This is a genomic window from Aeromonas enteropelogenes (genome assembly GCF_020097295.1).
Classification (GTDB): domain Bacteria; phylum Pseudomonadota; class Gammaproteobacteria; order Enterobacterales; family Aeromonadaceae; genus Aeromonas; species Aeromonas enteropelogenes.
This window is the reverse complement of sequence record NZ_CP083625.1, coordinates 4,185,192-4,198,044: the sequence shown is the minus strand read 5'-3', so window position 1 is coordinate 4,198,044 and position 12,853 is coordinate 4,185,192. Positions and strand designations below refer to the sequence as shown.

General features: G+C 63.6%; 14 protein-coding genes. 4 read left to right on the top strand and 10 right to left on the bottom strand.

All coding sequences use genetic code 11. The annotated features are described in order from the left end of the window. Nucleotides 1-52: 52 nt before the first annotated feature. The 4 genes from LA321_RS19380 to LA321_RS19365 are packed head-to-tail and all read right to left on the bottom strand — an operon-like array spanning nucleotide 53 to nucleotide 3,801. Nucleotides 53-1,237, bottom strand: coding sequence for an iron-containing alcohol dehydrogenase (locus tag LA321_RS19380; RefSeq protein ID WP_042069945.1), 1,185 nt, complete (start codon nucleotides 1,235-1,237; stop codon nucleotides 53-55). 17 nt (nucleotides 1,238-1,254) lie between these two features. Further along, complete coding sequence (locus LA321_RS19375) at nucleotides 1,255-1,773, bottom strand: hypothetical protein (RefSeq protein ID WP_042069944.1); 519 nt, start codon at nucleotides 1,771-1,773, stop codon at nucleotides 1,255-1,257. Next, nucleotides 1,754-2,344 carry a TetR/AcrR family transcriptional regulator gene (locus LA321_RS19370; protein ID WP_042069942.1) on the bottom strand — a complete coding sequence of 197 codons (591 nt, stop codon included), beginning with the start codon at nucleotides 2,342-2,344 and terminating at the stop codon, nucleotides 1,754-1,756. Before LA321_RS19370 ends, LA321_RS19375 begins: the two co-directional genes overlap by 20 nt. A gap of 14 nt (nucleotides 2,345-2,358) precedes the next feature. Then, nucleotides 2,359-3,801, bottom strand: coding sequence for a coniferyl aldehyde dehydrogenase (locus LA321_RS19365; RefSeq protein ID WP_042069941.1), 1,443 nt, complete (start codon nucleotides 3,799-3,801; stop codon nucleotides 2,359-2,361). Nucleotides 3,802-4,013: 212 nt separating this feature from the next. On the opposite strand from LA321_RS19365, the gene LA321_RS19360 reads away from it, so the two are divergent. The 4 genes from LA321_RS19360 (at nucleotide 4,014) to LA321_RS19345 (ending at nucleotide 6,732) form a co-directional block, all read left to right on the top strand. Next, nucleotides 4,014-4,307 carry a hypothetical protein gene (locus LA321_RS19360; RefSeq protein ID WP_026457877.1) on the top strand — a complete coding sequence of 98 codons (294 nt, stop codon included), beginning with the start codon at nucleotides 4,014-4,016 and terminating at the stop codon, nucleotides 4,305-4,307. 218 nt (nucleotides 4,308-4,525) lie between these two features. Then, nucleotides 4,526-5,500 (top strand): nucleoside hydrolase, encoded by a 975-nt coding sequence (locus LA321_RS19355; protein WP_042070059.1) that lies wholly within the window; start codon nucleotides 4,526-4,528, stop codon nucleotides 5,498-5,500. A gap of 382 nt (nucleotides 5,501-5,882) precedes the next feature. Then, nucleotides 5,883-6,218, top strand: a complete 336-nt coding sequence (locus tag LA321_RS19350; RefSeq protein ID WP_042069940.1) for a DUF3634 family protein — start codon at nucleotides 5,883-5,885, stop codon at nucleotides 6,216-6,218. Between the two features lie 145 nt (nucleotides 6,219-6,363). Continuing rightward, nucleotides 6,364-6,732 carry a DUF805 domain-containing protein gene (locus LA321_RS19345; RefSeq protein ID WP_042069939.1) on the top strand — a complete coding sequence of 123 codons (369 nt, stop codon included), beginning with the start codon at nucleotides 6,364-6,366 and terminating at the stop codon, nucleotides 6,730-6,732. A gap of 66 nt (nucleotides 6,733-6,798) precedes the next feature. On the opposite strand, the gene tauD is transcribed toward LA321_RS19345, so the two are convergent. The 6 genes from tauD to LA321_RS19315 form a co-directional block, all read right to left on the bottom strand. Then, nucleotides 6,799-7,650, bottom strand: coding sequence for a taurine dioxygenase (tauD, locus tag LA321_RS19340; RefSeq protein WP_042069938.1), 852 nt, complete (start codon nucleotides 7,648-7,650; stop codon nucleotides 6,799-6,801). Beyond that, complete coding sequence (gene tauC, locus LA321_RS19335) at nucleotides 7,647-8,486, bottom strand: taurine ABC transporter permease TauC (RefSeq protein ID WP_042069937.1); 840 nt, start codon at nucleotides 8,484-8,486, stop codon at nucleotides 7,647-7,649. The genes tauD and tauC overlap by 4 nt, the downstream gene beginning before the upstream one ends. Beyond that, nucleotides 8,483-9,250 carry a taurine ABC transporter ATP-binding subunit gene (tauB, locus tag LA321_RS19330; RefSeq protein ID WP_042069936.1) on the bottom strand — a complete coding sequence of 256 codons (768 nt, stop codon included), beginning with the start codon at nucleotides 9,248-9,250 and terminating at the stop codon, nucleotides 8,483-8,485. The genes tauC and tauB overlap by 4 nt, the downstream gene beginning before the upstream one ends. 23 nt (nucleotides 9,251-9,273) lie before the next feature. Further along, entirely contained in the window at nucleotides 9,274-10,248 is a 975-nt protein-coding gene (tauA, locus tag LA321_RS19325; protein ID WP_042069934.1) for a taurine ABC transporter substrate-binding protein, read from the bottom strand. A 368-nt stretch (nucleotides 10,249-10,616) separates the two neighbouring features. Further along, the gene (locus LA321_RS19320; RefSeq protein ID WP_042069933.1) at nucleotides 10,617-11,720 is read right to left on the bottom strand and encodes a YdcF family protein; all 1,104 of its coding nucleotides are present in this window, start codon (nucleotides 11,718-11,720) and stop codon (nucleotides 10,617-10,619) included. 253 nt (nucleotides 11,721-11,973) lie between these two features. Next, nucleotides 11,974-12,726 carry a DNA/RNA non-specific endonuclease gene (locus LA321_RS19315; RefSeq protein ID WP_042069932.1) on the bottom strand — a complete coding sequence of 251 codons (753 nt, stop codon included), beginning with the start codon at nucleotides 12,724-12,726 and terminating at the stop codon, nucleotides 11,974-11,976. Nucleotides 12,727-12,853 lie beyond the last annotated feature (127 nt).

Sequence of the window (12,853 nt, the reverse complement as noted above, 5' to 3'; positions counted from 1 at the left end):
CAGAACACCTGCCGGGGAGCGCGGCCCCCGCGCTCCCCGATGTGCGCTTTCGTTACGCCCAGGCCCGCTCCAGCAGGGTGAGCAATTGCTCACGATCGGCATCCTTGCGATTGAACAGCATGGCACCGTCGTTGATGGCCAGATCGCGGATCTCGGTCAGCAGCGAGCGATCGCTCACTCCTGCCTCATTCAGGGTGCGAGGCAGCTTGACCTCCTGCCACAGGGTATCGCGCAGGGCGCGAATGGTCGCTATGGTTGCCTCGGCCCGCTGGTGGGCGGGGGTGGCGGCAAAGCGCTCCGCCCCCACCAGCGGCAGCAGCAAACGGGCCAGCTCGCCATCCACCTCGGGGCGGTTGTAGTCGAGCACTGTGGGCAGAAAGAGGTTCATGCACAGGCCATGGGGCAGATGGCAGCGTGCCCCCAGGCTGTGGCCGAGGGCATGGACCAGCCCCACCATGGAGTTGGAAAATGCCATGCCCGCCAGGGTCGACCCTTCCGCCAGCTGCAGCCGCAGCTGGCGGTTTTGCGGATCCTTGACGATGAGGGGCAGGGCGCCGGCAATCTTTTCCACCGCCATCAGGGCCAGGGCGTCGCTGACCGGATTCTTGGCGGTGCCGATAAAGGCCTCGATGGCGTGGGTCATGGCATCCATGGCGGTGGCGGCGGTGATGTTGAGGGGCAGCCCCTGGGTGAGGCGCGGATCGAGCACCGCCAGCTGTGGCAGCAGGAAGGGGGAGGTGAAGGGGACCTTGCGCCCGCTCGCCTCATCCTTGATCACCGCCACCAGTGTCACTTCGGAGCCGGTCCCCGCCGTGGTGGGCACCACCGCCAGAGGCTTGAGGGGGCGGGTGAGGCAGCCTGCCCCCGCGTAGTCGAGCAGATGTTCTCCCCCAAGGCTGGCGAGGATGTTGACCGCCTTGGCGGTGTCGATGACCGAGCCGCCCCCCAGCGCCACCAGGCTGTCACAGCCAAGCTCTGCGTAGCGTTTGGCGATCCGTTCCACCACGGCGGTGGAGGAGTCGGCCGGGATCTCGTCCCAGATGGCGGCGACCGGCAGCTCCCCCTCGGCCAGCACATTGGCCAGCAGGGTGGCAAGGCCGGTGCCATTGACCCCCTTGTCGGTGAGCAGCAGGGGACGGCGTGCCCCCAGGCTCGCCAGTTCGCTGGCCAGCTGCTCCAGCGCCTGTTCGCCGGCCATCAGCTTGACCGGGCAGAAGAAATCGTAATAGCGGCTCATTGAGTGGCTCCTTGTTCTCAGCCGGTCACCAGACCCAGATAAATGTTGCAGGCCCGGCCGAGCTTGTTGGCCGGGGCCGGATAGTGGCGCAGCAATGGCCGCGCGATGAAGGCGGGCAGGATCAGGGACTGCAACTGCTCAAGCCCCCGCACCAGGTGCATGGCACAGGTGAGGTCCCCCTCCACCAGCAGCCGGTTTTCACTGAACGCCTGATTGACCCCGAGCCGGAAACTCAAGGCGCGAAACGCGATATTGGGGTGCTTGAAGCGCACCCGCAGCGGGTGGATGCAGGCGTGAGGGGCCGCCGGCGGGCCAGCCAGCCAGCGACCGCCCTGCTTGTGGATCTGCATGGCATAGGGGAGGCCACCCACCTCAAGGCGAATGGCCAGCCCGTCTGGCAGGGGGGCGAGTTCGCGGCGCACCGCCTCATCGACGCGGGCAGCGCGGCAGAGGGTACGGCCCACCACCCACAAGAGGAGGGTGATCCAGAGGTGGCGGCCCCGGTTGGCCAGGGATTCAAGGGCTGGGTGTGTCATCAAGGTTGGCTCCTGAGATGGCGGACCAGAACAGGGCGAAGGCACTGGCTTGCCAGTGGGCATCCTGCCCGAGCTCGGGTTGATCGACGAACAGGGAGGCGCAGGCCAGAAACTGCCCCTGGCACACCTCCAGCATCAGGGGGGCGGGGGCCTGCATCAGCTCGCCGCTCGCCTGACCCTGGGCCAGCAGGGCTGGCAGAAAACGCAGGGCATCGTTCAGCACCTTGCTGCGGGTCTCTCTGGCCAGCATGGGGGAGTGAAAGAAGCCCAGTACGAACTTGAGTTCATTGGGGTGCGCCAGCATCCACGCCATGGCCAGCTGCCAGTAGTGGCGGGTCTGCTCGCGCAGGGAGAGAGCGGGATCGGCCTCGCAGATGGCGGCCCCCATGCGCTGCTTGACGTCCTGATAGAGCTGCAGGATCAACGCCTCCTTGCTCGGAAAATGGTGGAACAGGGTGCCGTTGGCCACCCCGGCTGCCTTGGCGATGCGGGCGGTGGCGGCCCCTTGCAGGCCATCCTCGGCGCACAGGGCCAGGGCGGCGTCCAGGATTTGGCGACGCTTGTCGGTCATGGCGAACTCCTCGATCAGCGCAGGAAGAAAGCCAGCATCAGCTTCTGGATCCAGCCCTTGTAGGGCGGGTGGATCAAAGAGCCGGTAGTGAACTTGCCGCGGGTCAGCACGGTTTTCGCCTTGGAGAAGGTGAGGAATCCCTCGTGACCGTGGTAGTGCCCCATGCCGGAGGCGCCTATGCCACCAAACGGCACATCGTCGGCCGCCACCTGGAACAGGCTCTCGTTGATGGCCATGCCGCCGGAGTGGCTCTCCCGGGTCACTTTGGCCTGCAGCTCGGGATCGAAGCTCATCAGGTAGAGCGCCAGTGGGCGGGGCCGCTCGGCCACGTAGGCGAGGGCTTCTTCCAGGGTGTCGTAGGGGATGAGCGGCAGCAGGGGGCCGAAGATCTCCTGCTGCATCACCTGACAGCGTCCTGGCACCTCGGTCAGCAGGTGGGGGGCCAGCAGGCGTTGGCTGTCATCCCGTGCGGGCGAGGCGCAGGGGTGCAGCTGGGCGCCCGCCTGTTCGGCTTCCTCCAGCCAGCCAACCAGGCGCTGGTACTGGCGATCGTTGATGATGGCGCCGTAATCCGGGCTGGCCAGCCCCTTGGGATAGAGCCTGGCAAAGCGGGCGCGATAGGCGGCGATGAAGTTATCCACCTCGGCGCGGGGCAGCAGCACATAGTCGGGGGCGACGCAGATCTGCCCGGCATTGAGGCTCTTGCCGAAGATCATCCGCTCCACTGCGGTGGCCACCGGCATGTCGGGGGCGATCAGGCAGGGGCTCTTGCCGCCCAGCTCCAGGGTAAGGGGAGTGAGCTGGGGCGCGGCGGCGGCCATCACCAGCTTGCCCACCTGGGTGGAGCCGGTAAACAGCAGGTGATCGAAGGGCAGAGAGCTGAAGGCTGCCGCCATCTGGGCATCCCCTTCGATGATCACCAGCTCATTGTCGTCAAACACGCTGGTGAGCAGGGTGCGCAGTACGGCATTGGTGTGGGGGGTGAACTCGGAGAGCTTGAGCATGGCACGGTTGCCGGCGGCGATGGCGGTGATGAGAGGGCCGAGGCTCAGCATCACCGGGAAATTCCATGGCACTATGATGCCAACCACCCCGAGGGGCTGGAAGTGCACCTCCACCCTGGCGGGGGCCAGCAGCAGGCCCGCGTGGCGGCGATGGGGCTGCATCCAGCGCTTGAGGCGCTTTTGGGTGTAGTTGATCTGCATGATGCAGGGCAGCACGTCGGCGATCAGGCTGTCGTAGTGACTGCGCTGGCCGTAATCCTCTGCCAGCGCCTTGCACAGGGGCTGTTTGTGCGCCAGCAAGGCCTGTTTCAGCTTGCCCAATTGCGCCTTGCGCTCGGCCAGGGTAGGCATGGGATGGGCCATATAGGCCTGTTTAAGCCGGGCCAGCTGATCCGGCAGGGAGAGTTTGATGGCCTGGGTATCCTCAGGATGGTGAAACAGTGCCGCGCCCATGATCTTCTCCGCATAAAAAACAACCGACTGATTGGTCGGTCTAAATCTAGCGATTTGTTGCGCAGATGTAAAGCTGGCATGCTGAGGCCTCGCCACTGTGGGCTGGAGGCAAGAGAGAACTGTGTTATACCCCACACTTTTGCGGTTTGTTGATTGGTGACTTATCCAATAAGGGGTAGTTTTCAACTATTCATCTACACGGAGAGAGCATTATGACCAGGGAACTGAACAGCTTGTTGGCCCGGCTTGAAGATGTGGTCGAGCGGATGCCGGACTGTTTCAACACCTATGAATTTGCCCAGAAGCTGGCGCTGCAATATCAGCCGGAATATTTTGCCGCCGGCCACTCCCTGGCCGAACACGAGGGCAAGGTGCTGCGGGTGCTGCACCAGAAGATTGCCGAGGCGCTGGCGGTCAGTGACGTGGTGATAGAGGGAGCCCTGCTGCCCTGCGTCACCCCCTGGGGGGAGAAGGCCACCTCTCCGCGCTGGCATCGCAAGCACTAAGCCATAGGGGTCTGTGCTCGCGGCTTGTCCCGACGAGTGGCAGATGCGGATAATGCAAAGAAAAGGGGCGCGGCGCCGGCAAGGGGCCGCGCCCCTTGCATCTTCATCGCCAGACCCGGTTGTGACGGGTTCTGTGATCCCCTGCCGGGATTGGTTGCGACGGGCCGGGTAGACTCTCCCCTTTGTCGCTGTAGGGAGGCCCCATGACTAACAACACCCTGACTCACAAGATTATTCTCGATACCGATCCGGGCATCGACGATGCCATGGCTATCCTGTTTGCCGAGGCGCACCCCGCCATCGACCTGCTCGCCATCACTACCGTCTTTGGCAACGCCACCATCGACAACGGTACTCGCAACGCCCTCTGGCTCAAGCAAAAATATGGCATGAAGGCGGATGTGGCCAGGGGCGCAGCGGGGCCGCTGCTGCGCGAACCGGTCGGCCCCACGACTGTGGTGCACGGCCCAAGCGGCTTTGGCGATCTGGAAGCGGGGGAGGTCACCATAGCCCCGGATCCCCGTCCGGCCTGGCAATATATCGTCGAGGCGGTGAAGGCGGCGCCCGGCGAGATCACGGTCGTGACCATAGGGCCGCTCACCAATCTGGCGCTGGCGCTGCAGCATGCCCCCGAGATCACCAAACTGGTGAAGCAGGTGGTGGTGATGGGGGGCGCCTTTGGCGTCAACGGTCATCGCGGCAATGTGACCCCCTATGCCGAGGCCAACATCCACGATGACCCCGATGCTGCCGACCAGGTCTTTACTGCGAACTGGCCTCTGGTGATCATCGGGCTGGACGTGACCCAGCAGAGCTTTTTCAGCAGCGCCTATCTCGATGCCCTGCGCGACGAGGCGGGGGAGCCGGGCCGCTTCCTGTGGGAGGTGAGCCGCTTTTATCTCAGGTTTTACTCCGATCGCATCGGCCTGGATGGTTGCCATGTGCACGACCCCTCCGCCATCGCCTATGTGATAGATCCGACCCTGTTCACCCTGCGCGAGGGGCCGGTGCGGGTCATCACCCATGGCCCCGCCATCGGCCATACCCTGCAAAAGTTTGATGGCAAATCCCATCCCCATGACGAGTGGGCCACTTGCCCTGCCCAGCGGGTCGGGGTGGCGGTGCGGGACGAAGCGCTGCTCGCCCTCTATCGCGAAACCCTGGTGTCCTGGGGCGCCGGGCGCGGCGCATAACCCCTGGTGTGGCGGGTCAATTACCCGCCACAACGCCGTCAGATGGCGGTAGCCGGCGTCACCGCGGTCTGCAGCAGCGCGTAGAGGGCGACGTCGTTGTGCTCGCCCCCTTCGCTCAACTTGTTTTACATGGCCAGCAGGCAGAAGTAGCTGCGCAGCAGGAGGGAGTCTGTGGCGATGTGCTGGATCTGCGGAGCCGGGTGCGCAGTCATAAGGTCTCCGTCAAAGATTGGTCGTTTTATTAAAAGGTCTACCCGCAAGCAAGATGGGTGCCTGTTTGCCAATTGGAAAACGTCGACCCCCGGGGTGTGAGCCCGGCCCCATAAAAGGCACTCTCTTGGTGGTTATACTGCCAGATATCAAGACGTTGGGAGGGAACGACATGGCCTGGTTATCCTTGGGAGTGGCACTTGCCCTTATCTGGTGGCTGATGAAGTTGGGGCGTGGCGCCCTGTTCGAGATCCGGCTGCAACCTGGCAAGGTGGTGGTCAAGGAGGGCAAGGTGCCTCCCGCGTTTCTTGAGCAGATCAAGCAGATATTGCGTCACGAGACGGTGCGCGGGCGGATCCTCGGCCAGCTTGATGGCGACAGGGTGAGGCTGGTGTTTTCCCGCTCCATTCCCGAGCCGGTCGCCCAGCGTTTTCGCAATGTCTTCCCCTATGGCTATTACCATCAGCCCGTGGCGCGACGGCCCGGCCCCCAGGCGCGCAAGAGATAGTGGCCCCAAAGAGTATTGCCAGAGCGCTCAGCCTGATCTGATAGACAGGCAGGCGTTGCGGCGGGTCTTTTTGCTCGCACCCCGCCAGTGAACTCGTTAAGCTCTGACCCTATGCATTCTGTTTTCACTTGAGCCTGGAGGCGCAATGAACTGGTATCTTGCCGTACTCAAAAAATATGCCGTATTCAGCGGGCGGGCCCACCGCACCGAATACTGGATGTTCGTGCTGTTCAACCTGCTGGCTATGCTGCTGATGAAGACGCTGGACAAGGTGCTGGGCAGCAACGAACTGCTCAGCGGCATCTACTCCCTGGCCGTATTGCTGCCGGCCCTGGCGGTGGCGGCCCGCCGCCTGCACGACACTGACCGCACCGGCTGGTGGTTGCTCATCGGCCTCATTCCCGTGGTGGGCACCCTGGTGCTGATCTACTTCCTGGTCTGTCAGGGGAATAGCGGCCCCAACCGCTTCGGGGATGATCCCAAGGCGCCTGCACCCCAGGGGGTTATCAGCTAGGGAATGGCTGTTGCCATTAGCCATGAGATGAGGGAGGCCGATGCCTCCCTCTTTCGTTGCCGGACGTCAAGAGGCGCGCCAGAAAGGCTTGTCACCGAGCACGGTTGCCCTGTGCATGATGCGCCGGGCCGGCAGATAGTCGGCGTTGGCGTAATGCTGGGTGACCCGGTTGTCCCAGATGGCGATGTCGTGCTCCCGCCAGCGCCAGCGAACCTGATACTCGGGCTTGGTGACATGGCGAAACAGGAAGGCGAGCAATGCCTCGCTCTCTTGCGCCGGCAACTTGGGCAGGCGGGTGGTGAAGCCTTCATTGACGAACAGCGCCTGGCGGCCGCTCAGGGGATGGGTGCGGACCACAGGGTGGCGCAGCGGCGGGTGGCGGGCCGCCGCCTCCTGCCAGCGCAGGTATTCTGCCGGGCTGGCGTTATGGCGATGGGCCGGGAACGATTTGGTGAAGTCGTGTTCGGCCTCCAGCCCTGCCAGCAGTTGCTGCAGGCGGGGGGAGAGCCCCTCGAAGGCGGCGATGCCGCTGGCCCACAGGGTATCGCCCCCCACCGGCGGCAGCTGCTTGGCGGCCAGAATGGCCAGTGCTGGCGGCGTCTCGATGAAGGTGACGTCGGTGTGCCAGTTGTCATTGTCCGGCGGGTTGTCGTGGTGGGTGTCGAGCACGATGATCTCCTCGGCCTCCGGCGCATGGGGGTACACGGGGTGAATGTGCAGATCGCCGAAGCGGTGGGCCAGCGCCCGCTGTGATAGCGGGGTGATGGGCTGCTCTCGAAAGAACAGCACCTGATGGGTCAGCAGGGCTTGCTGGATCAGTTCGAACAGCTGCCCGCTCAGGGGCTCGGCCAGGGTGAGACCGCTTATCTCGGCACCGATATGGGGGCCGAGGGGGGTGATGCGCAGGGAATTGCTCATAGTCCTGCTCCATGCCACGGCGTCAGGCGACGCTGCAGCGCACGTAAACCAAGTTCCAGAATGAAGGCGATCAGGGCGATCACCAGAATGCCCGCCAGCACCACGTCGGTGGCGAGAAACTCGCCGGCGGATTGCACCATGAAGCCCACGCCGCGGGTGGCGGCGATGAGCTCGGCCGCCACCAGAGTGGACCAGCCGACCCCGAGCCCGATGCGCAGCCCGGTGAGGATCTCCGGCAGGGCGCCGGGCACTGTGACGTGCCACAGCACCTGCCAGCGGTTGGCGCCGAGCGCCCGGGCGGCCCGCGCTCGCACCTGTTTGGCGCCCTTCACCCCGGCCAGAGTCGCCATGGCGATCGGCGCGAAGATGGCCAGATAGATGAGCAGCACCTTGGCGGTTTCGCCGATGCCAAACCAGATCACCATGAGCGGCAGGTAGGCAAGGGGCGGCACCGGTCGGTAGAGCTCGATCAGCGGGTCGAGCATGGCGCGCAGGGTGGGGTTGAGCCCCATGGCCATGCCCACAGTCACGCCGCACAGGGTGGCGGCCACGAGGGCAATGAGGATGCGCTGCAGACTGGCGGCGAGGTGTTGCCAGAGGGTGGCATCCATGAAGCCCTGCGGCCCTGCGATGGTGAGCAGCTGCTGCAGCACCTGGCCCGGGGGCGGCAGAAACAGCGGGTTGATCCAGCCAAGGCGCGCTACCAGCCACCAGAGGGTCAACAGGGCGCCGAGGGTAAGCAGGCTCACCCCAAGCCGGCGCGGCAGCGGCCAGCGAAGTCTGCGGCGCAGGGCATGGCGGGCCGGGTTCAGGGAACGGGAGAGGGCAAGGCTCATGCAAACACCTCCCGCTCGGCGAAGACCCGGCCGAGCACGTACTCGCGCCGCGCGATAAAGGCGGGATCCGACTTGATACTGCGGCAGGGCTCGCCGGCCGCGAAGCGGCGGCCAAAATCCAGGGTCAGCCGCTCCATCACCCGCCCCGGTGAGGGGGAGAGCAGCACCAGTTCGGTGGCCATGAACACCGCCTCCTCGATGTCGTGGGTGATGAGCAGCACCTGGCGGCGCTGCTCGTGCCACAGATGCAGCAACAGGGTCTGCATCTGCTCGCGGGTAAAGGCGTCGAGGGCGCCGAAGGGCTCGTCGAGCAGCAGCAGTTGTGGTTGGTTGGCCAGCGCCCGGGCGATGCCGACCCGCTGGCGCTGGCCGCCGGAGAGCTGCCAGATGAATGCGTGACTGGCTTCTTCCAGCCCCACCTTGCGCAGCATGGCCAGCGCCCTGGCCTCGCGCTCGCGGCGCGGCACGCCGGCCAGTTGCAGCCCGAAGGCGACGTTGTCCAGCACGTTGCGCCAGGGCAGCAGCCCCTCGTGCTGAAAGACCACCCCCCGCTCGGCGCCGGGGCCGGTCACCGGTTTACCGTGCAGGGTTATTTTCCCCTGCTGATGGGGCTGAAATCCGGCGATGAGATTGAGCAGGGTGGTCTTGCCGCAGCCGGAGGGGCCAAGCACCACCATCAGCTCCCCCGCATCCAGGGTCAGGTTGATGTTGTCGAGGACTCTGCGCCCGTCGTAGTCGGCGCACAGGTGAGTGAGCTGCAGCATGGCTACCTCCTTGTGATGCAGGGTCAGTGGGGTTGTGCCTTGACGAAACGGTCGGTCACGTAATCGCGATAGTCGCTGCCGGCGCTTCGCACCTTGCCCTGCTCCTTGAGAAAGCGGGCGGTGTCGATGATGGTCTGGTTTACCAGCTTGCTCAGCTCTGCACTCTGCTGGCTGGCGCTCAGGTAGGTGTTGCCGCGAACCAGGCTGGGCACGTCTGCCTCGGGCACGCCGCTCAAGGTTGACAGCTTGGCGAGGTTGTCCGGCTTTGCCAGCCAGTCGTCGGGGTTGGTCAGGTAGTCGCGCTGGGCCGCCAGGGTGCTGTCGACGAAGGCCTGCACCAGCTCGGGATGGGCCTTGGCAAACTCTTTTCGCACCACCCACACATCCAGGGTGGGGGCCCCCCACCTGCCCACCTGAGCCGAGTCGGTCAGTACCTTGCCGCCCTTGGTCAGCTCGTTGAGGGCCGGCGCCCAGACATAGGCGCCATCGATGTCACCCCGCTGCCAGGCGGCGATGATGGCCGGCGGCTGCAGGTTGATGATCTGCAGGCTGGCCGGATCCACTCCCCAATGCCTGAGCGCCGCCAGCAGACTGTAGTGGGTGGTGGAGGTAAAGGGGACGGCGATGCGCTTGCCAGCCAGGGCGGCGGGGGAGGGAAGATCCTGTTTGACCACCAGCGCTTCCGAGCTGCCGAGCTGGGAGGCGAGCAGAAACACCTCGATGGGCACGTTTTGGCTTGCCGCCACCGCCAGCGGGCTGGAGCCTATGTTGCCGATCTGCACGTCGCCGGAGGCGAGCGCCCGTACCACACTGGCGCCGCTGTCGAACTTGAGCCATTTCACCGTGGCGCCGCTGGCGCGGGCGAAGGTGCCGTCGGCCTGGGCCACCTTGGCGGGTTCGGCGGAAGTTTGGTAGGCCACTGTTACCTCGATGGCGTTGGCCTGCAGGCTGATGATGGCGAGGGCCGCCAGCCAGAGAGAATATCCTTTCCTTGTCATGATGCTATTCCGTTATCAGGAGAGTGGAACAGCTGTTTTCCCATTTATCTGACTGACAATGAAAGAACAAAAATATTGTTAGGGTGAGCAATGGTTCTTAGAAAAAGAACGGTAATTCAATGTATTTATTTATATATCTCAATCATCGAAGTCGATATTTATCAAGCGGGAAATAGCGTCTGAATATATTTCCCGGCGTGAGATAGAACGTCCGATAAATTGAGGAATGGCCACTTCTCTTTATCAGACAAGAGATGGTTCAATGAGCGATAGCGGCAAAAAGAGAGCCCTTTTTTGGCAATAATAAAACCCGCCAAAGGGGCGGGTTTTATTGTCCATCACGGATGGTTCGGCTTGAAGCCGGGGGATCAGCGCTCCAGCAGGGGGGCGGAGCGGTAGCTCCACATGCCGTAGGTACGCAGGGCGTCGCGGTAGATGCCAAGCAGCTCGCTCTCGCTCGGGGTGGCCAGCTCCTTGAGGGGCTTGTCCGGGTAGCTGACACTCACCACCTTGATCCCGGCCGGGCCAATCTGATCGCAGGCGATCTCGAGCAGGGTCTGGCCACGGCGCACATGGCTCGCCGAGCTGACCAGCACGGCCTGGTCAATCTGGTGACGGGCCAGGGCATAGGCGCTGTAGAGGGCGTTGTCCACCGTGCTGGTGGCGTAGTTCTCCTCAATGAGGCGGCTGCGATCGATGCCGTGCTTCACCAGCCAGTCGGCCATCAGCTTGCCTTCGGTCTGGCGATTCTGCGGTACCCCGCCGGTCAGGATGATGAGGGCATCCGGATCCGCCTTGGCCAGCTCCAGGGTGGTCTGCAAGCGGCCGAGCAGGATCTTGTCCATGCTGCCGTCCGGATTCAGGGCATAGCCCAGGGTGACGATGGCCCGTTTGCCCTCTTTGGCCGCCTTGATCTGATCGTCCGTCAGTTTGGTCTGCAGCGGCGTGGTGGTCACCCGCTGCACCCGGGCGATGATCTCCTCCAGATCGGCGGCGCGTCCGCCGTTGCGATTGGCCACCCTGGCCAGATAGGTGCGCGATGCCTCCTTGTTGCCCTTCACCAGTTGCCAGATGGCGAGATAGGAGTTGATGTCGAGATCATCGGGCGCCACCGCCTGGGCCTGTTCGAACAGGGCGATGGCCCGGGTCAGGTTGCCGTTGTAAATCTGGGCATTGGCCGCCGAGATCAGCAGATCGGTGCGATAGGGCTCCAGCTGATAGGCGGCCAGCAGCCGCTCGGTCACCAGCTCCATGTTGCTCGGCATCTTGGCGGTAAAGCCGGCGTGGGAGATCTTGGCCGGGGACTTGTAGATCTGCAGCGCCTCGCCGAGCAGCATGTCCACCGCCTGGCGTTTGCTGACCAGGGTATTGAGATCGTTCTCCATCTGCATCGTGCTGTCGGCCGCAAGCAGGGGGAGGGGGGAGAGGGCCAGCAAGCCGCCTAACGTCAGGGCAATCAGGGTCTGTTTCATCTGTGATTCCTCTGTGTGGGCGCCATCAGGCGCCATATTTGCTATCAGATGCCGTATGCTGCTTATAAATGCGTGATAATTCATCGGATTATCAATAAACCTTGGCATTAAAAGCAAAGTGAGAAATATAACAGGAAAGGGGAGAGCAAACTGTGAGACAGGCCGGCAAGGCCGGGGATTGAACTCGCCCCCGGGAAGGGCCGAAGTGCAGGCCAGCCAGATGGCATGGCCTGCGTGAGCGCATCGGTAGCCGTCAGTTCCACATGGGGGAGACCCTGGCCTCCAGCGTCTCCTGCTGCTCGTAGGGCATGTCGCTGAAGAAGTCGAGCTGGGTCTGCTCTTCCACCTCGCGCACCGAGACGCGATAGTTGGCGATCTGGCTGGTGGGGATATCCTCTTGCGGCATGATGAAGGCGATGGCCTGCAGCCTGGCCGGGTCCATCACTATCTTGTAGTAGGCGCTCGGGATCATCACCCCGTTGCCGATGTACTTCTCCGAGTGAGTGAAGACGGGGCCGGTGATCACCTGCACATCCTCGCGTGCGATGGCCCACTGGCGCACCTTCTCCTCCAGAATGCGCCAGGCCTTCTGGTTCAGGGCCGGCAGTTGCGGCGTCATGTTGGTCAACAGGAAGCTCTGCTTCATGGTCACCTCGGTGGCGGCCATGTCGGCTGCCGGAGCCTGGTGGCCACGGTCATAGCCGGAACGCTTGTAGTCAGCCAGGGTGGCGCGAAAGGCGACCGGCACCTCCTTGTCTTCGGCAAAGGCATCCTTGCGTTTGACCTTGCCCTGAGCGCTCTCGGCCGTCATCCGGTAGGAGACCCAGTTCGCCACCTTGTAGTCGTAGTTGTAGCCCGCCGCGTACCCCTGACGGCACAGCTCCTGATCCGAGCCGGCCGGGGTGCCGAAGCGCACGTGATCGCCGCAGACAAAGCCAGCGGCAAAGCCGGGTGCGGCACCGAGGGTGAGGGTAACAGCCAGAACCAATTTATTGATTTTTATCATTTTTGTGATGCTCCAGTTTAGTAGGCGGAGCCATTTGACATGAGATCTGACCAGCTATTCAATTGCTGTTTTTTTACACGAAGCGGATTTGTGACGGCGCGCCGGGATTTGGGGGAAGGGTAGTTAA